The organism is Streptomyces sp. NPDC002896 (assembly GCF_040295225.1).
Taxonomy (GTDB): Bacteria; Actinomycetota; Actinomycetes; order Streptomycetales; family Streptomycetaceae; genus Streptomyces.
Map to the genome: position 1 here is coordinate 353,693 of NZ_JBEOVA010000006.1, position 22,828 is coordinate 376,520.

A 22,828-nucleotide genomic window follows, 5' to 3' on the forward strand; every position below is an offset into this window, starting at 1 on the left:
CGCCATGAATGTCACGGAACCCGGCACGCGTCAGCGCCCCACCGCATACCCCTGCATTCCCCGCGGGTTGGCCGCCGCCGACAGGACGCCGGTCTCCGGGTCCCTGGCCACGGCGCACAGGCGCCCCTCGGACCACGGGTCCCCCACAGTCACCTCGTGTCCCAGACGCCTCAGCTCCTCGACGACCTCCGGGTCCATGCGGGACTCGACGGTGACGGAGCCGGGCTGCATGCCGCGCGGGTAGAAGGAGCCGGGGAAGCTGTCGTTGTGCCAGTTCGGGGCGTCGATGGCGCCCTGCAGGTCGAGTCCGCCGCGTACCTGCTCGCGCAGCGCGACCGCCAGGAAGAAGTGGACCTGCCACTGGTCCTGCTGGTCGCCACCGGGCGTGCCGAAGGCCATCACCGGCACGCCGTCCTTCAGGGCGAGGGACGGGGTCAGGGTCGTGCGAGGCCGCCGCCCGGGCGTGAGCGAGTTCGGCAGGCCCTCTTCCAGCCAGGCCATCTGGAGACGTGTGCCGAGCGGGAAGCCCAGCTCGGGCACGACGGGGTTGGACTGCAGCCAGCCGCCGCTGGGCGTGGCCGCGATCATGTTGCCCCAGCGGTCGACGATGTCGAGGTGGCAGGTGTCGCCGCGGGTGCCGCCGTCGGGTGCGACAGCGGGCTCGCCGGGCACGGACGAGGGACCACTCCCGCCCACGGTGGGCTCTCCCGCGCCCGCCCCCGCGATACCCAGCGCATCGAAGCCCGGCTCCCCGGTGGCCACCACGCGCGCGTGCGCGCTCAGCTTCGGCACACGCCCGCCCGGGCTGCCCGGCCGCAGCTCGTGCGAGGCCTTGTCGCCGATCAGCGCGCGCCGCTGTGCGTTGTACGCGTCGGACAGCAGTTCGTCGAGGGGCACCTCCGCCGCGTCCCCGTACCAGGCCTCGCGGTCGGCCATCGCGAGCTTGCAGCCTTCGATGAGCAGATGCACGTACTCGGCGGAGCCGTACTCGGGCAGCTCGGGCGGAAGCAGGGCCAGCTGCTGCAGGAAGACCGGGCCCTGGCTCCAGCCGCCCGCCTTGCACAGCGTCCAGCCGCGCCAGTCGTACGTCGTCGGCGCCTCGTACGACGCGGACCAGGAAGCCAGGTCGTCCAGGGTGAGCGTGCCGGTGTTCCGGGTGCCGCTGGTGTCCATCGTGGGGCGCTGCGCCTGCCGTACCAGCGCCTCGGCGATGAAGCCGCGGCTCCAGACCCGCCGTGCGGCCTCGATCTGCGCGACGCGGTCCGAGCCACCCTCCTCGGTCGCCTCGGCGATCAGCCGTCGCCAGGTGGCGGCCAGCACCGGGTTGCGGAACAGCTCGCCCGGCCGCGGGGACCGGCCGCCCGGCAGATAGACCTCCGCCGAGGAGGTCCACTCGGTCTCGAAGAGCTCGCGGACCGTCTCCACGGTCTCGCCGACGCGCTCCACGGGCGCGTGCCCGTCCTCGGCGTACCCGATGGCGTACGCGAGGACGTCCGCGAGCGACTTCGTGCCGTGGTCGCGCAGGAGCAGCATCCACGCGTCGAAGGCGCCGGGCACGGCGGCGGCGAGCGGCCCGGTGCCGGGGACTAGGTCCAGTCCGAGCGAGCGGTAGTGCGCGACGGTGGCCCCGGCGGGCGCGACGCCCTGGCCGCACAGCACGCGCACCTCGCCGCCCGCGGGCGCGAGGATGATCGGTACTTCACCCGCGGGGCCGTTGAGATGCGGCTCGACGACATGGAGGACGAAGCCCGCGGCGACCGCGGCGTCGTACGCGTTGCCGCCGTCCTCCAGCACGGCCATCGCGGACTGCGAGGCGAGCCAGTGGGTGGAGGAGACCATGCCGAAGGTGCCCTGGAGCGTCGGCCGGGTGGTGAACAAGAGTGCAGCTCCTAGCGTGATGTGCGGTGGTGTGCGGATGTGCGGGTGTTCGGGATCGTACGCAGCGGTCAGTCTCCGCCGGGAGAGCCGGCTTCGACAGGAGAGCCGGTTCCGGCGGGAGAGCCGGTTCCGGTGGGAGAGCCGGTTCCCGTACCGGTCGTACCCGTCTGCCCTGGTGCGGACGCGTCCGGTGCGGTGCCGTCGTCCGCGACCAGGTGGCACGACACTTCGCGGCCGCCGCCCGGCAGGACCCGCAGCTCCGGCACCTCGGTGCGGCAGCGTTCGACGGCGAGCGGGCAGCGGGTGTGGAAGCGGCAGCCGGACGGAGGGTCGAGCGGGCTGGGGAGTTCGCCGCTCAGCACGATGCGCTGCCGCGAGCGCTGCTCGGCCGGGTCGGGAACGGGCGCCGCGGACAGCAGCGCCTGCGTGTACGGGTGCTTGGGGTCGGCGAACAGCTCGGCGGTCGGGGCCTGTTCGACGATCTGGCCGAGGTACATCACGGCGATCCGGTCGGCGAGGTACTCGACGGCCGCGAGGTCGTGGGTGATGAACAGGCAGCCGAAGCCGCGGTCGCGCTGCAGGTCGGCGAGGAGGTTGAGCACCGACGCCTGTACGGAGACGTCGAGCGCCGAGGTCGGCTCGTCGGCGACGAGCAGGTCCGGGTCGACGGACAGGGCACGGGCGATGGAGATGCGCTGCCGCTGCCCGCCGGACAGTTCGTGCGGATGCCGGTCGGCGTGCTCGGGGCGCAGTCCGACCTGCTCGAGGAGTTCCGCCACGCGCGCGCGTGCCGCTTCCCGCTTGGCCAGCCCGTGCAGCCTCAGCGGTTCGGCGATGATCGCCCCCACGGTCATACGCGGATCGAGGGACGACGAGGGGTCCTGGAAGACGAGGTGGAAGTCCTTGCGCAGCGGGCGCAGGGCGCGCCGCGACATCCGGGTGATGTCGGTGCCGTTGACGCGTACGGTGCCGCCGGTGGGCTCGTCGAGGCGGACGGCGCAGCGTCCGACGGTGGACTTGCCGCTGCCCGACTCGCCGACGAGGCCCACGACCTCGCCGCGGCCGACGGTCAGGGTGACGCCGTCGGCGGCGCGTACGGTGCCGCCGGAGCCGCTGAAGTGCCGTTCCAGGTCCACGAGTTCGAGTACCGGCTGCGGCGTAGTCCCCTCGGCTGAGCCGGCGGTTGCGATGGTCGCGGTGGTCACTGTCCGGCCTCCTGGGTGATGCGCTGGAGCGCGACGTCGTGGGGGTGCCAGCAGGCCGCCCGGTGCTTGGCGTCCGCGCCCGCGTCGGCCGTGACGGCCTTGAGGCCGGGCCGGCTCGATCTGCACTGCTCGTCCGCGCGGGCGCAGCGCGGGGCGAAGGTGCAGGCGTCGGGCTGTTCGTCGAGGCTCGGCACGAGGCCCGGGATCTCGGGCAGCCGGCGCTTGCCCCCGCCGCCGGACGCGACCGCCACGCCGGACCCGGCCTCCGCATCAGCCTTGACCGCCACCCCCGCTCCGACCGCCACGCCAGGCTTGAGCACCGCGCCGAGCAGCCCGCGGGTGTACGGATGCCGGGGCGCATCGAACAGCTCGTGCACCGGGGCCTGTTCGACGGGCCGTCCCGCGTACATCACGAGTACCCGGTCCGCGATGTCCGCCACCACGCCCAGATCGTGGGTGATGAGCACGACGGCGGTGCCGAGGCGTTCCCTCAGGGACTGCAGGACCTCGAGGATGCCCGCCTGGACGGTGACGTCGAGGGCGGTCGTCGGCTCGTCGGCGATCAGCACCGCCGGGTCGCAGGCGACCCCGATGGCGATCATCACGCGCTGCCGCATGCCGCCGCTGAGCTGGTGCGGGTACTCGTCGATGCGCTGCCGGGGCGCCGGGATGCCCACCAGGTCGAGGAGTTCGACGGCACGCGCACGTGCCTGCTTCTTCGTCAGCCCCTGGTGGCGGCGGAGCACCTCGCCGATCTGCCGCCCGACGGTGAGGACCGGGTTCAGGGAGGTCATCGGCTCCTGGAAGATCATCGCGATGTCCTTGCCGCGGACCCGCCCCAGCTCCTTCTCGTCGGCGCCGGCGAGCTCGCGTCCGGCGAGCCGGATCGATCCCGTGATGTGCGCCGTGGACGGCAGCAGTCCCGTCACGGCCATCGCGGCCACGGACTTGCCGCACCCCGACTCGCCCACCACGGCCAGGACTTCACCGGCCGCGAGGTCGTACGACAGGTGGTCGACGGCGTGCACGGTACGCGTACCCGACCGGAAGGACACCGACAGGTCGCGCACGCTCAGCACGGCTTCCGGCGCCGTCGCGACGGTGGCGGTCTCGGGAATGCCAGAGGTACTCATCGGGTGCCTCCACGGGGATCGAGGACGTCGCGCAGCCCGTCGCCGAGCAGGTTGAACGCGAGGGTCGCCGCGACGATGGCGAGGCCGGGAAAAACCGCCATCCAGGGCGCGGGGGCGAGGAACGCCTGGGCGCTCGACAGCATCACGCCGAGCGAGGGGTCGGGCGGCTGGACACCCAGGCCCAGGAAGCTGAGCATGGCCTCGCCGATGATCGCGGTCGGAATGCCCACTGTCGCCTGGACGATGAGCGCGGAGGTGGCGTTGGGCAGGATGTGGCGCAGCAGCACGGTCCCGTCGCCTCCGCCGTTGGCGACGGCCGCCGCCACGTAGTCGGCGTGGGCCAGGCGCAGCGTCTCCGCGCGGGTGATCCTGATGACCGCCGGCATCTGCGAGATGCCGATCGCGATGGTCGCATTGGTGAGCGAGGGCCCGAGGACGGCGGCGAGCCCGACGGCCAGCACCAGGAAGGGGAAGGCGAGCAGGGTGTCGGTGAGCCGCGAGACGGCGCTGTCCGCCGCCTTCCCGTAGTAGCCCGCGAGCAGGCCGAGGGGTACGCCGACGAGGAAGGCGAGCGCCACCGCCAGCAGGCCCACCTGCATGGAGGCGCGCGCCCCGTAGACGGCGCGGGAGAGCTGGTCGCGGCCGAGGTCGTCGGTGCCGAGCCAGTGCGCCCAGCCGGGTGCGGACAGTGCGTTGTCGAAGTCGGGCTGGGCGGGATCGTAGGGCGCGACGAGAGGTGCGAAGAGGGCGGCGAGGACGAACACGGCGGCGATCACCCCGCCGGCCACCGCAAGCCTGTTCGCGCGGAGCGCGCGCAGCTTGGCGCTTCCGGTTCCCCTGGCCCTCATGTCCCGTATCGCTGTCACGACGACTGCCGTGGTCACCGGGCTGCACCTCCGAGCCGGATACGCGGGTCGATGGCCGAATAGGCCGCGTCGACCAGCAGGTTGATCAGGATGTAGGCGGCCGAGGTGCACAGCACCACGCCCTGCAGGGTCGCGTAGTCGCGGGTGAAGACGGCGTCGATGGTGAGCTTGCCGAAGCCGGGGAGGACGAAGATCTGCTCGGTGACGACCGCCCCGGAGATCAGATGGCCGAGCTGGAGTCCGAGCACTGTCACCACGGTGACCAGGGAGTTCCTGAGCGCATGCCCGCCGATGACCTCGCGCCGTGACAGTCCCTTGGCCCGGGCGGTGCGTATGTAGTCGGCGGAGAGCGAGTCGAGCATGGCCGCCCTCGTCTGACGCATGACGACCGCCGCGAGGCCCGAACCGAGCACGACGGCAGGCAGCACCATGCGGCGCAGGTTGTCGAGGGGGTCCGTGCCGAACGGTACGTAGCCGGAGGCGGCGAAGACGGGGAAGGCGATGGCGAACGCGAGGACGAGCACGATGCCCAGCCAGAAGCTGGGAACCGAGAGCCCGAGCAGCGCCACGGCGTTGGCGAGCCACTCCTCGGGCCTGCCGCGCCGGACGGCCGCGACGACACCGGCGCCGATGCCCAGGACGACCGCGAACAGCAGGGACAGGAGCGAGAGTTCGAGGGTCACTGGCAGTGCTTCGGCGATGGCGTCGGACACGGGGAGCCCGGTGCGCGACGAGGTACCGAGGTCTCCGGTCAGGGCGTGCCCGATGAACCGTCCGTACTGGATCACGATGCTGTCGTCGAGTCCGTACTCGGCGCGGATCGCGGCGAGCGCCTCCGGGCTGCGCTCCTCTCCCGCGAGCGCGAGCGCAGGGTCGCCGGGCAGGGCCCGGATGCCGGCGAAGACCACGACGGAGACGAGGAACAGCGTGATGACGGACTGGCGCAGGCGCCTCAGCAGATACGCGGCCATGGGGTTCCGTGGAGCACGGAGCTTCATGGCAGCCAGGAGCTTGGTGCGCCCCGTGGCCTTCGGGGGCTCGGCGGACGTGGTGGACTCGGCGGGCTGCGTGAGCGTCATCGCACGTACCCCACGTTCTTCACCCGGACCAGGCCGTCGCCGTAGACACGGAGGCCTGCCACGTCCTTGCGGGCGACGACGTAGTTCTTCTGCCTGTAGAGGTAGATCAGGGCGTGCTGGTCGTTGACGCGGCGGGTCAACTCGTCGTAGATACGGGCGCGTTCGGTCAGGTCGGCCTCTGTCCGGCCGCGGTCGATGAGGTCGTCGATCTTGGGGTCGGACAGTCCGTAGGAGTTCATGGCACCCTGGGTCTTCAGGAAGCTGGCGATGTTGCCGTCGGGGTCGAGCCGCCCGGACCAGCCGCTGGTGTAGGCGTCATAGTCACCGGAGTCGGTCTCTTCGAGGAGCGTTGCGTACTCGGTCGGGCGCAGGGTGACGTCGAAGCCTGCCTCCTTGGTCATGGCCTGGATGACCTGGCCGACGCGGTTCTGCTCGGGTGTGGTGGGGATCTTGAGCTCGAGCCGCACCGGAGTTTTCACACCCGCCTCCTTCAGCAGCCGCTTCGCCTCGGCCACGTCCCGCTCGGGGCACTGCGACGCCTTGACGCCGGGCGCGATGGCGGATTCGGGCGAGATCGGGCCGCAGGCCGGTTCGTACATGCCCTGGAAGACGACCTTGTTGATCAAACGGCGGTCGATGGCCAGCTCGAAGGCGGCACGCACGCGTGCGTCGCGCGCGAGGGGCGTGTCGATGGGGCCGGGCTTCTCGCCGAGGCCCTTGACGTTGCCCACGTTGAGGCCGATGCCCTGGTAGCCGAGCGAGGGCGAGTTGAAGAGCTGGAGTTCCGGCTCGGTGAGCGAGCTCCGGACGTCGACGGGGGTCATCTGGTCCCCGATCTGGATGTCGCCGGAGCGCAGGTTGGCGAGGCGGACGCTGCCGTCGGGGATCGGCCGGTAGACGACCTTGTCGAGGTGGACCGTTTCGGCGTCGTAGTAGTTCGGGTCCTTGACCAGCACGATGCGGTCGCCGCCGACGCGCTCCTCGAAGCGGAACGGGCCTACGCAGGAGGGGTTGTTGGTGAAGTTCTTGCCGTACTTCTTCAGCGCGGCCGGCGACATCACCATGCCGGATCGGTCCGCGAGGACGGCGGAGAGCGGGACGTACGGCTGCTTGAGGGTGAGCTTCACCTCGTACCGGCCGGTGGCCACGGCGCCGTCGAGCGGGGCGAGTTCGGTGGCGCGTGCGGAGCCGGGCAGGTCGCGGTGGCGCAGCAGCGAGGTCACGACGGCGGCGGCGGCGAGCTTCGTGCCGTCGCTGAACCGTGCGTCCTCGCGGACGCTGAAGGTGACGGTACGGCCGTCGGGCGAGGTCTTGGGAAGGGCGGTGGCGAGCTGGGGGACGACGGCGCCCGTCTGGTCGATGTCGTAGAGCTTCTCGCACATACCCGCGAAGACCGTACGGCCCACCAGGGTCTGTGCGAGCGACGGGTCGAGTTTGTCGGGATCGGCGTTGAGCGCGACCGTGAGGGTTCCCCCGTCGCGTACGGGGCGGTCGTCGGCCATGCGCTCCCCGCCGACCTCGGTCGCCGAGGACTGCAGGGAGCCGCAGCCCACCGTTGTGGACAACACCAGGACAACTGCCGTCAGAGAAACGGCTGTTCGGCGCACGAGGACAGACCTCCGAGAGGGGGATCGGCGATCGGGAATACCGCAGAACGTATTTCGCATACATTCGGCGATCAAGGGGTGCGGCCCGCAGGCATGAGGGAAAGCTGTGAAGTTTGAATGTCGGGGTGCGACATAAGGGTGCGCGCTACACACATCGACCTGCGCGTCGCGCCGCCACCCGCACCCATCACCCATCACCCATCACGCCGCCAAACGAGATCCGGTCACTGTGAGTCGAGGGACCGGTCGCGGCGACGCGCGGGCTGTCCGAAATCGGGTGACTTACCGCGCGTACGGACCAAGCGGATGGCACGATGGCCGCCATGACCACCGGGCCCGCCTTCCGCCTCGCGCGCTCCGCGATCTTCGCGGCCGTGTGTGTGGCGACGACGGGCCTGGGCCATGCGCTGATGTCCGGCGATGCGCTGCCGGCCGGGGCCGTCGGGTCCGCGTTCGCCGCCGTCGTTCTCGCCGCATGGCTCCTGACCGGCCGCGAACGCGGGGCTGGCGTGGTCACCGGCGCGACCGTGGTCACGCAGATCGGGCTGCACCTGGCCTTCACCCTGTCCTCGTCCTCATCCTCGGCGTCGCCGACGGGGCATGAGGCGGCCGCATCGTCGACGGCCCATCACACGGCCGGTATGCAGACGGCCATGGGCGCGGGCACGAGTACCGGTACGGGTACCGGCATGGCGCAGATGCACCACCTGCACCACACCATGGACCCGGCCTCAATGGCGTCGGGTCACATGCACTTGGCGGCCGGCCACGGCACGTCACTCGGGATGCTGCTGGCCCACGCCCTGGCCGGGCTGCTGTGCGGCCTGTGGCTGTGGCGGGGCGAGGCCGCGGTGTTCCGGCTCGGCCGGGCCCTCACCGCGTTCCTGTTCGCGCCGCTGGTGCTGGCCGCCGGCCTGTTCACGGCCGCGGCCGCGCCCCAAGGCCCGGCCGCCGTACGGCCGTTCCGCCGCGCCGGCCAACGGCTGCGCCGTCTGCTGCTGCGGCACGCCGTCTCGCGGAGGGGTCCGCCGGTACGGCCGGTCTGCGTCTGACACCACCCGTCCCGGCCACGGCCGGTGACCGGTGAAGCGGTGACATACCGGAGTACCGGAGCTCGTGCACATCGCACTTGAGGCACTTGAGTCCGAATGTGCTTGGCGTGCGCCGGGTCTTGAGATCCCATAGCTCTCCGTCGTGCCCCCGAGCGGGGCCCGTGCCCGGAGAGCCACCCGCCGACGGAACCGCGCCCGCGCGCCCGTTCCGTCCGCACGCGAAGGACGGTTTGCGATGCCCCCTTCCCCGATACGGCCCCCGCGCGGCCAGACCCGGGCGCACAGCGACACTCAGGTCACCGCGTGGGCGCCGACCGCCCGGGACGGTGACCGGGAGGCGTTCGTGCTCACCCAGTTGCTGGGGCTGCCCTATGCGGAGCCCGCCGGCGCGGCCGGCTACCCGGTCGGCACCGTGCGTTCCCGGGTGGCCCGGGCACGCGAGGACATGACCGCGCTGCTGCGCCAGACGGAGGCGCTGCACTCGCCGAAGCCGATGGTCCCGGACAGCACGCCTGGGGGTTCCATACCGTCCGCCCCCCGACAGGGGATTCGCCGTTCGCGGCATCCCCTGATCGCGGGAGCGCCGGGTCCCCGGGCCATCGAATCCCACATCCCAGAACCGACACGGAGGTTGCACCATGACGGACACCAACGGCCTCGAGCCGATCGCCGCGTTCTGCGGCAACTGCAACTGCGGCTGCCCGCAGCTGTACGTCGACCCGCACGCTCCCACCGATCGCCGTGTCGTCCTCACGGACGACTTCGGGCAGCGCGTGCAGATGAGCGCGGACCAGTTCGCCTCACTGGTCGACGAGGCCAAGTCGGGCGCGCTGGACGGCGTGCTCAAGGCCTGACAGACCTGACAGGCTGACAGGCTGACAGGCCTGAACGGGGCGGCGCGGCGGTGTGCTTCGAAGCTCACCGCCGCGTCGCGGCGCCTGACGCGAAACCGGCTGTCGGTCAGCCCTCGGCCATGTGCCAGGCCGTGGTGCCGAGTTGTTGCTCTGGCCCGATGTCGAGGGGATCCGTCATCCGTACGGTGACGGGGTCGTCGCCCGCCGTGGGCGCGATCCGCAGATACGTGCCGGCCCCCGCTCCCATGCGCCAGACCAGTCCTGCCTGCGCCGACTCGCCCGGGTCCAGGGTCAGCGGCCCCGGTTCCGGGTCGTCCGGCGGAGCCATGGGGATGGAGTCGGTGCCCTGTACGGTCTGCACGCCGCTCATGACCTTGCCGCTCTCGTCCAGGACGCGGACGGACGGATAACCGTTCAGGCGGTACGGCTGCTCACCGCAGTTGGTGAGTGTGACCGTCTGGGCGCGGAGTCCCATGGCGCCGTCCACTGGGCCCGCCGAGATGCGCACACCCGATGCGGGACAGGCCGTCTCGTCCTGGGCGGGCCCGCTCGGGCTCGACACCTGCCCGGACGACCGCGCCGGGAGGGGCGGCACAGACGAGGTCGCCGACGGCTCGGGCCTGCGCTCGGGGTTGCGTTCACGATCCAGCTCGGCCGACAGGCCGCACCCGCTCGCCGCGATCGCCGTCAGGGCGGTGACGACGGCGAACAGGACCGGTCGTATCCGTATCGCCCGTATCGCAGTCACCCGCCGACCCATCGCAGTCACGCGCCGATCATCGCACGCGCCTTCGATCGGGGCGGCGGAATCGAGATCGTCAGGAGCGGCGGAACCGTGCTCGTCGAAGTGACCGACGATCGCCTTGTCCGAGCGGATCTCGCGGGCGACCGTGAGGGCATGAACGTCGCCGACCGTACGCACCTTCCGGTCCCCGAACCCGACCTGACCGAAGCCGAGTTGGTCGAACGGGCCGTGGCACTGCGGCCCGTCCTGCTGGAGCGCCAGCAGGAGACCGAGCGGCTGACCCGCTATCCGCCCGCCACCCACGAGGACTTCCTGCGGGCCGGCTTCTACCGCACCCTGCAGCCGCGCCTCTACGGCGGCTACGAGTTCGGACTGCCCACCTTCTACCGCGTCGTCGTCGAGATCTCCCGCGGCTGCCCGTCGACGGGCTGGGCGCTGTCCCTGGTCTCCGCCCATGTGCTGCAGTTCGCCTCGCTGTTCGGCGAGCAGGTCCAGACGGAGGTCTTCGGCGCGGACGGCGAGTTCCGTGCCGCGTCCACGGTCATGCCGATCGGCGTCGCCCAGCCGGACGGCGACGGCCACTACATCCTCGACGGCACCTGGCCGTACTCGTCAGGCGCGCCCTACTCGACGCACTACGTGGGCCAGACCCTGCTCGCCCCCGAGAAGGAGGGCGATCCCCCGGGCCCCATGCTGCTGTTCGTGGCGCCGCGCTCCGCCTGGACGGTGGTCGACGACTGGTACGGCACGCTCGGCCTGCGCGGCTCCGGTTCGAACAGCATCCGTATCGACCGCAGCCGGATCCCCGCCCGTCTGACCTTTCCGGCGAGCCTGCTCGACCTGCCCGTCGAGGGCGGCACCCCCGGCTCACGGCTGCACGGCAACCCGATGTACGCGGGCCGGGCGGCCAGCTTCTTCCACGGCGAGCTGGCCTCGTTCATGGTGGGCACCGCCTACGCGGCCGCCGACGAGTACGCGTCGATCATCGCGAACCGTCCGCTCGCCACCGACCCTGGACGGACCCGCGCCGAACTCCCCGACTACCAGCGCTACCTGGGCCAGGCTCTCGCCAAGATCTCCACGGCGGAGGCGGCCCTGCACGGTGCGGCCGAGGAGTACATGGAGGTCTGCCGGCGCAACGCCTCGGGCGAGGCGCCCTTCACCCTGGCCGAGGACGACCGGCTCGCGGCCGTTTTCCTCACCGCCGGACAGCTCGCCTGGGAGGCGCTGCACAACATCCTCTACCGGACCGCGGGCTCCCGGCACGCCCGCGACGGAGCCCGTATGCAGCGGTACTTCCGGGACGGCGCGACCTACCTCAGCCATGTCGCCCCGAACATGGCCGATCCGCTGGCCCAGCGCATCGGTTCCGCCCGCGTGGGGCTGCCGTTCGACCACATACCGCTGGTGACGTGACCTGCGGCCCTCTTCGGGCAGCGGTGTTCATCACCGGGCGGGACCTCACGGTCGGCCGAGCGGACCACACGGCCGGCCGAGCGGGACCTCACGGTCGGCAGCGTCGCAGCTCGGGGACGCTCTCACCGGTGAGGAGCTCGTGCGCGACCAGGCGTCCGATGGTGGGAGCAAGGGTCACTGCCGAGTGCATGACGGCCACGTACACGGACTCGTCCGGTGTGAGCCGCCCTACGATGGGCCCGTTGGCGGGCATGGGGCGCATGCCGACCTGGTGACCGAGCAAGTGGACGGGACCGGTGTCGTGGAAGGCCGACCGCAAGCGCTCCAGCGTGCGCCGGGCAAGCCGGTCCAGGGTAGACGCTCCGGACAGTCCTTCTCTGTAAGCCGTGCCTTCTGTGTAAGGCGTGGTCATCATGAGGTGACCGTCGCGGTACTCCCGGGCCTCGAACTCCGGGCCGGCGAGCACGGTCCTGACCAGCCCGGCCGGCGCCGCTACACGCAGGGAGAAGGCCGGAGAGGCCGCTACGGGCAGCGCCACACCCAGCGGCGCGCACAGCACCCTGACGCCGGTCCCGGCGGCGAGCACCACCGTCGAGGCCGGATGGAATCCGTCGCAGGTCATCACTCCTGTGACACGTCCACCGACGGTCTTGAGGGAGGTCACAGGCGAGCCGTGGACCACCTGCGCACCGAGCGCGCGAGCGGCGTCCACGAGCGCCACGGTCATGGCGACCGGATCGACACCGCCGTCCGTCGGCGTGTACACGGCCTGCTCGGGAGGAGTACGGAGGTTCGGTTCGAGATCGGCGATCTCGCGGCGCCCGACCACGTATTGACCGTCCCCGGTCCGGGCACCTTCCCCGGACCGAACCGACGTGTCGCTCCACACCAGCGACCCCGTCCAGCGAACCGCCACTCCGGGCAGCTCGGCTTCGAGCCGACGGTAGTCCGCCAGCACCGAGCCGCGCAGATCCTCGGCACCGCCCGGCCAGTCACCACTGCAGCCACCGATCCACGCGAAGGAAGCGCCTGTAACTCCCGCGGCCGGCGACGGTCCCGCGTCGATCAGCGTCACGGACGCGCCCTGGCGTGCCAGGTGATACGCCACAGAGGAGCCGACGATTCCAGCGCCTACGACGACGACGTCCGACACGGTCTACAGCACCGGCTCGGTGAAGAGTTCACGCAGCCAGCGGGCGCTCGCCACATCGCCGGCGTCGCCTGTATCGCCGGCGTCTCCCGAATCTCCAACGCCCTCGGATGCCCCGGGAAAGAGACGGCCCCAGGAGCAGGCCCGGCCGATCGCCGCGAGCCGGCATGCAAGACTCACCGCGCGCCGCAGCTGCCGGGCCGTGGGGCCGTCTTCCGTCCACGGTTCCAGGTAGGCGTCCCGCAGACGCGGGAGCACGGCAGGCCCGTACCGCTCGCGGGCCACGCGTGCGGTGACCAGCAGACTGCAGAAGGGATGGGAGACGGCCGCGTCGCCCCAGTCGAAGAAGGTGAAACGGCCCGGCTCCGGAGCGAAGACCTGAGCTTCGTGCAGGTCGGAGTGGTCGAGCGAATCGGCGATGCCCGTGCCCGCGAGCTCCTCGCACCAGCCCACGAGCCGAGGCCGCAGCTCACGCAGTGCCGTGCGGTCGCCGGCGTCCAGCACGGTGTTCTCCTCCACGATCCGGTCGAAGAGCTCGGGGAGTGCCCGCGTGCGCGCGCTGGGGACGCCGAGTGCTTCGATCTCCTTGGCGTACGGAACGAGGGTGCGCTGCGTCTCGGCGTACTGGCGCAGCAGCTCCTCCCAGGCGTGCGGGCCGGCGGCGCCACGGTTGAGTACGTCGGCGAACAGCGGGCCGCCGTCCGGGAGCAGGGACCAGCCCTGTTCGGCGTCGACAGCGAGCGGGCTCAGGACGTGTTCCGACACCCAGGAGGCCAGCGCAGCGCCCAGCCCTGCCTCGAAGGCGCTGGCGGGCGGGTTCGCCTTGAACCACACGGCCTCGTGCGCGCCGACGGACATCCGTACCAGCACGGACCACGGCCGTAGCCGCACCTTCCGCTCCCCCGTCTCACGCAGCCCGTGGGCGGCGAGCCCCTGCTCCGCCCACCCGAGCGCGGCCTCCCGCCAGGCGTCCAGCTCCCACGGTGTCACAGCCCCCGGATACCGCCCTCGGTCCACAGCCGCCGGCACATCACGTCGCATCCCGCCATCCCATCACCTGGCCCGCTGAGTCATCATCCGGTTTTCTCCCCCCGGCCGGCCGGAGGCGCATGCCCGGTCCGGGGCGCGCGCCGCTGTCTGCGGTCGCGGCGGAAACACACCGGTCGATGCGGCGTAAGGCGATCGCGGGCGATCACGGCGCGGCCACGGCGGCACGCCTCAGTCCATGCCGGTCCGTTGCCCGTCCGCGGCACCCCGCGCCGTGACGAGCCCCGACTCGTACGCGAAGACGACCAGTTGGGCGCGGTCGCGGGCGCCGAGCTTCGTCATGGCGCGGCTGACGTGGGTCTTGGCCGTGAACGGGCTGATCACCATGTGCGCGGCGATTTCCTCGTTGGTCAGCCCGCGGGCGGCCAGGGCGGTGACCTCGCGTTCGCGGCGGGTCAGGCACTCCAGGCCCGGTGCCGTGGACCGCTCCGGCGGCCGTGCGACGAACTCGCCGATCAGCCGCCGGGTGACCGAGGGGGACAGCAGCGCGTCACCGCGCGCGACCACCTCGATGGCCTGCAGCAGGTCGGAGGGCTCCGTGTCCTTGAGCAGGAAACCGCTGGCTCCGGCCCTCAGCGCCTCGAAGACGTACTCGTCGAGGCCGTAGTTGGTCAGGATGACGACGCGTACGCCGGAGAGCCTCGGGTCGGCGGCGATATGGCGGGTCGCTTCGATGCCGCTCATCACGGGCATCTGCACATCGACGAGGGCGATGTCGGGCACCTGTGTGCGGACGAGTGCGACTCCTTGTTCCCCGTCGGCGGCCTCGCCGACCACCTCGATACCGTCCTCGGCGTCCAGCAGCGCGCGGAACCCGGCCCGCATGAGGGCCTGGTCGTCGACGAGTGCGACACGGATGGGCGCGCTCATGCGGCCTCCGTGTGCTTGTTGAGGGGCAGTTCGGCACGTACCGAGAAGCCGCCTTCCGGGCGGGCGCCGGTGTGGAGCGTGCCGCCCAATGCCGTGACGCGTTCGTGCATGCCGGTGAGGCCCGTGCCGGGGGCGGGCGGGCGAGCCGGATCGGCGGCCCCGTCGTCGTCCACCTGGATCGTCAATTGCCGCTGTCTGTAGTCGAGCCGGACGCGGATCCTGGCGGGTCCCGCGTGCCGGGCGGCGTTCGTCAGGGCCTCCTGGACGATGCGGTACGCGGCGCGGTCCACGACGGCCGACAACGGGCGCTCGCGGCCCGTGACCGTGAGCTCGACCGAGAGACCCGCCGACCGGGCCCGCTCCACGAGCAGGGCGGGGCCCCCGGTCGGCTCGTCCGTGCGCAGCACGTCCAGCGTGGAGCGCAGTTCCCGCATGGCCTCGCCGCTCGCCTCCTGGATGGCGAGCAGCGCGGGCGGTATCTCCTCACCGCGTTTGCGCGCCAGATGCGCCGCAACGCCCGCCTGCAGCTTCACGATCGAGATGCTGTGCGTCAGTGAGTCGTGCAGCTCGCGGGCTATCCGCAGCCGCTCCTCGCCCGCCCTGCGCAGTGCCACTTCCTCGCGGGTGCGCTCGGCCTCCAGGGCACGCTGCTCGGTCTGGCGCAGATACGCCTGCCAGTTCTTGTCGGCGAGCCCCGTGACAACGGCGCACAGGAACCAGCCTGCCAGCAGCAGTGTCTCCTGGACGGCGTCGCCCGTGACATGCCCCGCCGCCAGATATCCGGCGAGGAAGACTGCGGCCGCCCCGGCCGCAGTCCCCCGGTGGCCCGCGCGCGCCGCCGTGTGGACCGCCCCCACGACAGGTATGGCCGCCGTTCCGGTGGGGCCCGCGTGCACCACATAGCCCAGCAGACACGCCGTGGCGACCGCCAGCACGGCGCGGGGCGCCCTTCGGTGCGCCGCGAGCGCCAGCGAGCCCGCGGTGATCAGCACGTAGTCGAGCGCGTCGGCGCCTTCGTCTCCGAAGGCTGCCGCGAGCACGACGATCACGCCGACGACGGCCGCCAGTGCGGCGTCGGCGAGCCCTGCCCGCCCGACCTGCTCCCCCTCCATGGCCCCCTCCACGTCCATCTTGTTCGCACGATAGCCCGGCGCTCTGACAGTGGCGTCGGTCGTGGGAACGGCTCTCGCGCTACTCCCGGTGTAGTAGGCCGCGTCCGGTTCCAGGTGCTCGGCGTAGGGCCAAGTGCCTTCGGGTGTACGACGCCTGGAGCCGCGCCGCGGGGCGAGGGTTGCATCAGCGGCACGCCCGGCCTGGGCCCGTGCCACTGGTTTCGCCCTGAGGGACGACAGCCCACAGCGATGTTGGAGGACTCATGGCCACGCCCTTCCGCTACACCGATCCCCCGCCCCCGAAATCCGCCGTCGGCCGGACGGCCGAGGTCTTCGCGCAGATCGCCGAGGACTTCGGGATCGAGCGGGCGTCCACCTTCGTGGTGCTCTCCTCGGCACCCGAACTGCTCGTCGCGACCTGGGCGTTGATGCGCGAATCACTGATTGCCGGGGATGGCACCCGTACCGGCAAGGAACTGGTGGCCGCCGGTGTCTCGCTGGCCAACCGGTGTCCGTTCTGCGTGGACGCGCACACCATGCTGCTGCACGCGACGGGGGACCACGCCCTCGCCGAGGCTCTGGCACGCGGGGAGCAGCCCGCGGACGAGGAGCACGCGCGCGTGCTCGCGTGGGGCAGCGCCACGCGGAATCCGGGCGCCCCCGGCCTCGGTGTGCTGCCCTTCCCGCGGACTCATGCCCCCGCGTATGTCGGCACCGCCCTCGCGTTCCACTTCATCAACCGCATCGTCTCGGCCCTGCTGACCGAGAACCTTCTTCCGGGCAATGCACAGCGGTTCCGGGTGGTGCGGAGCCTGGTAGGCCGTTCGGTGGCCGGGACCGTCCGCCGGCGGCACGCCCCGGGCGCGGGCCTCGCGCTGCTGGACGATCCGTCACCCGGCCCGTCCTGGGCTGCCGGGACGACCGTCGGTCCCGCTTACGCAGCACTTCGCGTGGCGGCCCTGTCCGGTGCGGGCCTGCTGGACGAGGCCGACCAGGACTGCCTGCGCGAGGCGGTCGCGGCATGGGACGGCGGCCATCCGCCGCTCGCTTGGGACGGACTGCCTAGCCGCGACCGGCCCGGGGCACGCCTCGCGGTACTGGCCGCCCTCGCCCCGTACCGCATCACCGACGAGGACGTGGCGGCGTGGCGGCGCCCGCCCTACACCGACCACTGCCTGGTGCATCTGATCGCGTACGGCGCCTTCGCCGCGGTCGACCGGATCCAGAACGCACTGACGGCACAGCTGAGCCCGAACGACGAATCTGTCAAGGAGACGACATGACCACGACACCGACCGCCGACCCCGTCCAGTCCGACGCCTGGAACGGCTCCCTGGGGAGGCACTGGGCCGCGCACCAGGACCGCTACGACGCGATGCTCGCCGGCGTCAACGACGCGCTGTTCGAAGGCGCGGCCATCGGTGAACGCGACCGGGTGCTGGACGTGGGATGCGGCGCCGGTGCCACCACCCGGATCGCTGCCCGCCTCGCCCCGCACGGGCACGCCGTGGGCATCGACATCTCGGCGCCCCTGCTGGAGCGGGCCCGCGCGAGCACCTCGGCCGAAAGCATCACGAACGCCGTGTACGAACTGGCCGACGCACAGCTGCACACGTTCCCACCTGCCGGCTACGACGTCGTCATCAGCCGTGGCGGCGTGATGTTCTTCGCCGACCATGCGGCCGCGCTCGCCAATCTGGCCCGGGCGCTGCGTCCAGGAGGGCGGCTCGCCTTCATCTGTCCGCAGCCGACCGGGCCCGATTCAGAGGAGTCCAAGGCCTTCAGCCTGTTCACCAAACTCCTGGAGGAGCAGGATGGGCCGCTGCGGCCCGCTCCCGAGACGGTGGCCGCGCACGTCGCGATGGCCTCGCTGTCCGATCCGGCCCGCATCCGTGAGGTACTCGGGGCATACGACGACGTGACGGTCACGCCCGTGCCGGTGGAGACGGTCTGGGGCCGGGACGCGGCGGACACCGTCGACTTCGTGCTGTCCCGCACCCCGGACCGCCGGGTGTCCGCCGCCTCCCGTGCGGCGCTGGAGGACGCGCTCCGGCCGTACGAGACAGAGACCGGCGTGCGGCTACGGGCAGGTGTGTGGCTGGTGACGGCGGTACGCCCGCAGTGACGGCGATACGCCCGCGGTGAGTGACGGCTGTCAGGCGCGCCGCCCCACGCTCAGCAGGTGGCCGCTGATGCCCAGCAGGGTGGGCTCCGACTCGATGCGCCGCGTCGCCGCCAGTACGGCCTCGCGGCGGTCCGGGTCGTCAAGCCACTCCTCGACGCCGCCCATCAGCCAGGCGGCGCCCTCCAGGCCGTACTGCCCCACGGGCACGAGCCCCGCATCGGTGAACTCGTCCGGGATCTCGGCCGGATCGGCGAAGTAGGCGGTGGTGAAGAGCGCGTCCTCGCCGCCGGAGCCGTGCCGTCCGTCGGTGGCGTAGGCGTCTGTGCGGGCGCGTTGGAGCGGGTTGAAGTAGCGCTCCTCGCGGAGCACGTCGTGCAGTCCCGCGTAGCGGTTGATGGTGGCGGCGGCCACGAGCCCGCCGGGGCGGACGGCGCGCCGGGCCTCGGCGAGGGCACGCACCCGGTCCGCCCGCTCGGGCAGGTGGTAGAGGGGGCCGAGCATCAGCACCACGTCGTAGGCGCCGTCGTCGGCGGGCAGCGCGCGGGCGTCTCCGCGGCGGGCGCTGACGCCCGGCAGCCGGTCCGCCTGCTCGACATGGAGCGGGACGGGGTCGATCAGTTCGACGGTGTACCCGTCGCGGGCCAGCCACTCGGCGTGGACGCCGGTGCCGCCGCCGACGTCGAGTACGCGCGCGGGAGGTTCGGGAAGATGTCGCCGCAGCACTTCCTGGGTGCGCCAGAACTCCAGTCGGCCGACGCCACGTCTCAGACGTGCGTCCTCCTTGCCCTGGGCGTAGTAGGCGAGGATCTCTTCGCGTACGGAGGGCAGTTGCGTCATGTCACCAGGCTGCTGAACAGGCGCGACGGCACGCAACTGGTTTCGTGGGCTGTGCCCCCGGGTGCGTGCCGTCGGGCCGGGGGTGCTTGCCGGCGGGCCGCACGCATCGAGGGAGGCCCGGCAGGGTGCGGAGCACGGGACAAACCGGGCTCCCCTGTCGCCGCCACACAGACTCGTGTGAAACTGTCGTCCCCTCCGCAGTGCGGGCCGAGCCCCAGTGCGGTTCGCCCGTCTGCCGCCGAACTCCTGAGAAGTGACCCGTGCGTCCACTCCCTCTGCCGCTCACTCTCACCGCGCGTCTGCTGCCGGTCGCGATCCTCGCCGTCGTCGGCTGGGCATGGACGCCCGACCAGGACTCCTCACAAGGCGGGCACACCGATGCGTCGTCGGGTGCCGGGGCGACGCCCTCGGCGTCGGCGACCGCGGTGGCGGTGAAGACGTACCGTACGGCTCCGGCACCCTGCGACAGCATCTCGGACAAAATGATCAAGTCGCTTGTCCCGGGCGCCAAGACGGCGGGCAAGGAGCTCGCCTCGACCGACAAGTCGGTGCGCCGCACCTGTTCGTGGAACGCGCTCAAGGGCTACGACTACCGCTGGCTCGACGTGACCTTCGAGATCAAGGACAACGACGCGGCGGCCCGGACGGCCTACAAGCAGCGCACCGCGGAGAAGAGCGGCGGAGGGGCGGTGCCCGGCCTCGGCGACACGGCCTACTCCGTCGTGAACCTCACCACCGAGGACAAGCAGCAGACGCGCGAGGGGGAGGTAATGGTCCGCGTGTCCAACGCGCTGGTGGTCGTCACGTACAACGGCAGTGACTTCGAGACGAAGAAGGCGCCGAGTACGGACGAGATCAACAAGGGTGCCATCAAAGCGGCCAAGGACGCGGTGGCCGCGTTGGAGGACGGCCAGAAGAACTGACCGTCCTCCACCGCCGGAGCGGGCTGAAAGCCCCTACGCTTCGGCCCGCTCCTCCTCCCGGCCCGCCATCAGCACCACGTACAGCACCAGCGCCGACGCCAGACCGATCGCCCAGCCGTAGTCCGCGAGCGGCTTGAGGAACGGGATGAGGCCGTCGACCGGGAAGGGCCCCTGCTTCACGCCCTTCGCGTCGACGGCGGAGTGGGACCCGCCGACCGCCAGCACGCCGCCCACCGCGAAGGCCACGATCGCCCGCCAGTTGAAGCCCGACGAGTACCAGTACCGGCCCTCGCTCTTGTAGAGGTCGGCGAGGTGCAGGACCGTGCGGCGCACGATCCAGTAGTCGGCGATGAGGATGCCGGCGACCGTGCCGAGGAGACCGCCGACCACACCGAGCCAGGTGAAGATGTAGAACTCGGGCGTGGAGATCAGCTTCCACGGGAAGATCAGCACACCGATGACGCCGGTGATCAGCGCGCCCGTACGGAAGTTGATGAGCTTCGGGGCGAGGTTGGCCAGGTCGTACGCCGGGGAGACCACGTTGGCCGCGATGTTCACGGAGATGGTGGCGATCAGCACCGTGATCAGCGCGAAGAGCAGGCCGAAGACGTTGTCGGCCTTGGCGGCCAGCGTCACCGGGTCCCAGATCGCCTCGCCGTAGATGGCCTCCGAGCCCGAGGTGACCAGGACCGCGAGGACCGCGAAGAGGGTCATGGTGGTGGGCAGGCCCAGGGACTGTCCCCAGATCTGGGCGCGCTGCCCGGCGCCGAAGCGCGTGAAGTCGGGGATGTTCAGCGACAGGGTCGACCAGAAGCCGATCATGCCCATGAGGGACGGGAAGAAGACAGTCCAGAAGTCGGGTCCCCAGCCCAGCTTCGAGGGCTGGTCGAGCAGGTGGCCGAAGCCGTCCGCCTTGACGGCGATCCAGATCAGCAGCACGAGCGCGCCGGCGATGACGAACGGGGCGGCCCAGTTCTCGAAGTGCCGCAGGAAGTCCATGCCCCGGTAGATGATGGCGATCTGCAGGGCCCAGAAGAGGATGAAGCAGAGCCACAGCGGCCACGGGTTGCCCGCGATCTGGCCCGCCTTCTCCCACTCGCCGCCGGTGAGCTTGGAGCCGAGGGCGAAGATGCCGCTGCCGCCGATCCAGGTCTGGATGCCGAACCAGCCGCAGGCGACCCCGGCCCGGATCAGCGCCGGGATGTTGGCCCCGCGCACACCGAAGGAGGCACGGGCCAGCACCGGGAACGGGATGCCGTACTTCGGGCCCGCATGGCCGGTGGCCAGCATCGGCAGCAGCACGATGACGTTGGCCAGGGCGATGGTGAAGACCGCCTGCTTCCAGTCCATGCCGAGGGCCACCAGGCCGGACGCCAGGGTCCAGCTGGGGATGCAGTGGGCCATGGAGATCCACAGGGCGGCGAAGTTGTACGTCGTCCACTTGCGCTCGGCAAGCGGCACCGGCCGCAGGTCCTCGTTGGCGAAGGGACTGTGTTCCGGATAGGCGCCGGGGCTTATCTCTACGCGGCCGTCGGCCGCCGTGATCTGAGAGGCCGGGTACGCGGCGGGCTGCGGCGGCGGGCCCGTGGGGACGGTGTCGGTCATGAGCAGGCCAATCGGTGAGGAGTGTAGGGAGAGGCCGTGCCGTGCGGGGTGGCCGGTGCCCCTCCCCCGGACGGCGGGGAGGGGACGACAAGGGGTGGGCGGTGGCCCGGGTGCCGCTACCGCTGTGGGCAAACGTCCCGCAGGGCGATGGGGTCCCCCCTGCTCTGGGGGCACCTCCCAGGCCCTTAAGGCACTGGGGGAGAAGCCGAGAGCTTGGGGGAGGGTGGGCACAGCCCACGACGGCGGGCACCGTAAGAGGTTGGGCTACCGGGTCACCCGGCGAGGACCGCCGGGATGACCGTCGACCCGTACGCGTCGATGACGCGCTCCTGCGCATCGTGCATGTCGTACACCGCGAACTGGTCGACCCCCAGCTCCCGCAGCGCCTTCATCTTCTCGATGTGCTTCTCGACCGGCCCGATCACACAGAACCGGTCGACGATCTCGTCGGGCACGAAGGCGGTGTCGGGGTTGTCGGCGCGACCGTGGTGCGAGTAGTCGTAGCCCTCGCGGGCCTTGATGTAGTCGGTCAGTTCATGCGGCACCATCTCCGAGTCCGAGCCGTACTTGGACACCAGGTCGGCGACGTGGTTGCCGACCATGCCGCCGAACCAGCGGCACTGGTCGCGGGCGTGCCCCAGCGCCTCCGGCGAGTCGTCCTCGGTGACGTACGCGGGCGCGGCGACGCAGATCTTGACCGCGGACGGGTCGCGGCCGGCCGCGGCAGCCGCGTCCTTGACGGCCTTCACCATCGACTCGGTGAGGAACGGGTCCGCGAGCTGCAGGATGAAGCCGTCGGCCTCCTCGCCGGTCATCTTCAGCGCCTTCGGCCCGTACGCGGCCATCCACACCGGAAGGTGCGCGTCCTCCTTCGCCCAGGGGAACCTGATGACCGTGCCGCCGAGGTCGGCCTCCTGGCCGGAGCCGAGGGCCCGGATCACCTTCATGGCCTCGCTGATCCGGGCCAGAGTGTTGGGCTTGCGGCCCGCGACGCGCATCGCCGAGTCGCCGCGCCCGATGCCGCACACGGTGCGGTTGCCGTACATGTCGTTGAGGGTGGCGAAGGTGGAGGCCGTGACCTCCCAGGTGCGGGTGCCGGGGTTGGTGACCATCGGGCCGACGGTCAGCTTCTGGGTGTTGGCGAGGATCTGGCTGTAGATGACGAAGGGCTCCTGCCACAGCACACAGGAGTCGAAGGTCCAGCCGTAGGTGAAGCCGTTGCGCTCTGCGCGCTGCATCAGGCTGATGACACGGGAGGCAGGGGGGTCGGTCTGCAGGACGAGTCCGAAGTCCATGGCGCCACTCCTAAGTGCTCAGTGTGCTC

Annotated in this window: 21 protein-coding genes and 1 pseudogene; 7 read left to right on the top strand and 15 right to left on the bottom strand. The window is 71.4% G+C overall.

All coding sequences use genetic code 11. The features are described from left to right. Positions 1–30: 30 nt before the first annotated feature. The 6 genes from ABT009_RS13200 to ABT009_RS13225 form a co-directional block, all read right to left on the bottom strand. Positions 31–1,878: a gamma-glutamyltransferase family protein gene (locus ABT009_RS13200; protein WP_351292738.1), complete on the bottom strand. Its 1,848-nt coding sequence runs from the start codon at positions 1,876–1,878 to the stop codon at positions 31–33. A gap of 68 nt (positions 1,879–1,946) precedes the next feature. Continuing rightward, positions 1,947–3,083 carry an ABC transporter ATP-binding protein gene (locus ABT009_RS13205; RefSeq protein WP_351292740.1) on the bottom strand — a complete coding sequence of 379 codons (1,137 nt, stop codon included), beginning with the start codon at positions 3,081–3,083 and terminating at the stop codon, positions 1,947–1,949. Beyond that, the gene (locus tag ABT009_RS13210) at positions 3,080–4,216 is read right to left on the bottom strand and encodes an ABC transporter ATP-binding protein (RefSeq protein ID WP_351292742.1); all 1,137 of its coding nucleotides are present in this window, start codon (positions 4,214–4,216) and stop codon (positions 3,080–3,082) included. Before ABT009_RS13210 ends, ABT009_RS13205 begins: the two co-directional genes overlap by 4 nt. Next, positions 4,213–5,064, bottom strand: a complete 852-nt coding sequence (locus ABT009_RS13215) for an ABC transporter permease (protein WP_502989869.1) — start codon at positions 5,062–5,064, stop codon at positions 4,213–4,215. The genes ABT009_RS13210 and ABT009_RS13215 overlap by 4 nt, the downstream gene beginning before the upstream one ends. Positions 5,065–5,096: 32 nt before the next feature. Next, positions 5,097–6,053, bottom strand: coding sequence for an ABC transporter permease (locus ABT009_RS13220; RefSeq protein ID WP_351292982.1), 957 nt, complete (start codon positions 6,051–6,053; stop codon positions 5,097–5,099). 104 nt (positions 6,054–6,157) lie between these two features. After that, positions 6,158–7,729, bottom strand: a complete 1,572-nt coding sequence (locus ABT009_RS13225) for an ABC transporter substrate-binding protein (protein ID WP_351292746.1) — start codon at positions 7,727–7,729, stop codon at positions 6,158–6,160. Positions 7,730–8,091: 362 nt separating this feature from the next. On the opposite strand from ABT009_RS13225, the gene ABT009_RS13230 reads away from it, so the two are divergent. Beyond that, positions 8,092–8,820: a hypothetical protein gene (locus tag ABT009_RS13230; protein ID WP_351292748.1), complete on the top strand. Its 729-nt coding sequence runs from the start codon at positions 8,092–8,094 to the stop codon at positions 8,818–8,820. 331 nt (positions 8,821–9,151) lie between these two features. Then, positions 9,152–9,263, top strand: a pseudogene (locus ABT009_RS13235) (sigma factor-like helix-turn-helix DNA-binding protein); the annotation flags it as partial. On the opposite strand, the gene ABT009_RS13240 reads toward ABT009_RS13235, so the two are convergent. Next, positions 9,217–9,345 (bottom strand): hypothetical protein, encoded by a 129-nt coding sequence (locus ABT009_RS13240; protein WP_351292750.1) that lies wholly within the window; start codon positions 9,343–9,345, stop codon positions 9,217–9,219. The pseudogene ABT009_RS13235 and the gene ABT009_RS13240 overlap by 47 nt on opposite strands. 113 nt (positions 9,346–9,458) lie before the next feature. On the opposite strand from ABT009_RS13240, the gene ABT009_RS13245 reads away from it, so the two are divergent. Then, the gene (locus ABT009_RS13245; RefSeq protein ID WP_351292752.1) at positions 9,459–9,674 is read left to right on the top strand and encodes a hypothetical protein; all 216 of its coding nucleotides are present in this window, start codon (positions 9,459–9,461) and stop codon (positions 9,672–9,674) included. Between the two features lie 106 nt (positions 9,675–9,780). Here the strand turns inward: ABT009_RS13245 and ABT009_RS13250 are convergent, their stop codons facing one another. Further along, positions 9,781–10,434 carry a DUF4232 domain-containing protein gene (locus ABT009_RS13250; protein ID WP_351292984.1) on the bottom strand — a complete coding sequence of 218 codons (654 nt, stop codon included), beginning with the start codon at positions 10,432–10,434 and terminating at the stop codon, positions 9,781–9,783. Between the two features lie 75 nt (positions 10,435–10,509). Between ABT009_RS13250 and ABT009_RS13255 the strand changes: the two genes are divergently transcribed. Beyond that, positions 10,510–11,835, top strand: a complete 1,326-nt coding sequence (locus ABT009_RS13255; protein ID WP_351292754.1) for an acyl-CoA dehydrogenase family protein — start codon at positions 10,510–10,512, stop codon at positions 11,833–11,835. 88 nt (positions 11,836–11,923) lie between these two features. On the opposite strand, the gene ABT009_RS13260 is transcribed toward ABT009_RS13255, so the two are convergent. The 4 genes from ABT009_RS13260 to ABT009_RS13275 all read right to left on the bottom strand — a co-directional run bounded on the left by ABT009_RS13260 (position 11,924) and on the right by ABT009_RS13275 (position 16,014). Beyond that, entirely contained in the window at positions 11,924–12,988 is a 1,065-nt protein-coding gene (locus ABT009_RS13260) for an NAD(P)/FAD-dependent oxidoreductase (protein WP_351292756.1), read from the bottom strand. 3 nt (positions 12,989–12,991) lie between these two features. Continuing rightward, a complete protein-coding gene (locus ABT009_RS13265; protein ID WP_351292758.1) occupies positions 12,992–14,026 on the bottom strand; it encodes a phosphotransferase in 1,035 nt (344 codons plus the stop codon). A 177-nt stretch (positions 14,027–14,203) separates the two neighbouring features. Next, positions 14,204–14,902, bottom strand: coding sequence for a response regulator (locus ABT009_RS13270; protein ID WP_351292760.1), 699 nt, complete (start codon positions 14,900–14,902; stop codon positions 14,204–14,206). Then, a complete protein-coding gene (locus ABT009_RS13275; RefSeq protein WP_351292986.1) occupies positions 14,899–16,014 on the bottom strand; it encodes a sensor histidine kinase in 1,116 nt (371 codons plus the stop codon). Before ABT009_RS13275 ends, ABT009_RS13270 begins: the two co-directional genes overlap by 4 nt. 263 nt (positions 16,015–16,277) lie before the next feature. On the opposite strand from ABT009_RS13275, the gene ABT009_RS13280 reads away from it, so the two are divergent. Next, complete coding sequence (locus ABT009_RS13280; RefSeq protein WP_351292762.1) at positions 16,278–17,297, top strand: carboxymuconolactone decarboxylase family protein; 1,020 nt, start codon at positions 16,278–16,280, stop codon at positions 17,295–17,297. Next, on the top strand, positions 17,294–18,139 hold the full coding sequence (locus tag ABT009_RS13285; RefSeq protein ID WP_351292764.1) for a class I SAM-dependent methyltransferase: 846 nt from the start codon (positions 17,294–17,296) through the stop codon (positions 18,137–18,139). Before ABT009_RS13280 ends, ABT009_RS13285 begins: the two co-directional genes overlap by 4 nt. A gap of 30 nt (positions 18,140–18,169) precedes the next feature. Here ABT009_RS13285 and ABT009_RS13290 read toward each other — a convergent pair whose 3' ends face one another. Then, positions 18,170–18,976, bottom strand: coding sequence for a class I SAM-dependent methyltransferase (locus tag ABT009_RS13290; RefSeq protein ID WP_351292766.1), 807 nt, complete (start codon positions 18,974–18,976; stop codon positions 18,170–18,172). 260 nt (positions 18,977–19,236) lie between these two features. Between ABT009_RS13290 and ABT009_RS13295 the strand changes: the two genes are divergently transcribed. Beyond that, positions 19,237–19,899 (top strand): hypothetical protein, encoded by a 663-nt coding sequence (locus ABT009_RS13295; protein ID WP_351292768.1) that lies wholly within the window; start codon positions 19,237–19,239, stop codon positions 19,897–19,899. 33 nt (positions 19,900–19,932) lie between these two features. Here ABT009_RS13295 and ABT009_RS13300 read toward each other — a convergent pair whose 3' ends face one another. Together ABT009_RS13300 and ABT009_RS13305 are read right to left on the bottom strand one after the other, a co-directional pair. Next, positions 19,933–21,504 (bottom strand): NCS1 family nucleobase:cation symporter-1, encoded by a 1,572-nt coding sequence (locus tag ABT009_RS13300; RefSeq protein ID WP_351292770.1) that lies wholly within the window; start codon positions 21,502–21,504, stop codon positions 19,933–19,935. A gap of 272 nt (positions 21,505–21,776) precedes the next feature. After that, positions 21,777–22,799 carry a TIGR03842 family LLM class F420-dependent oxidoreductase gene (locus ABT009_RS13305; protein ID WP_351292772.1) on the bottom strand — a complete coding sequence of 341 codons (1,023 nt, stop codon included), beginning with the start codon at positions 22,797–22,799 and terminating at the stop codon, positions 21,777–21,779. Positions 22,800–22,828: the final 29 nt, after the last annotated feature.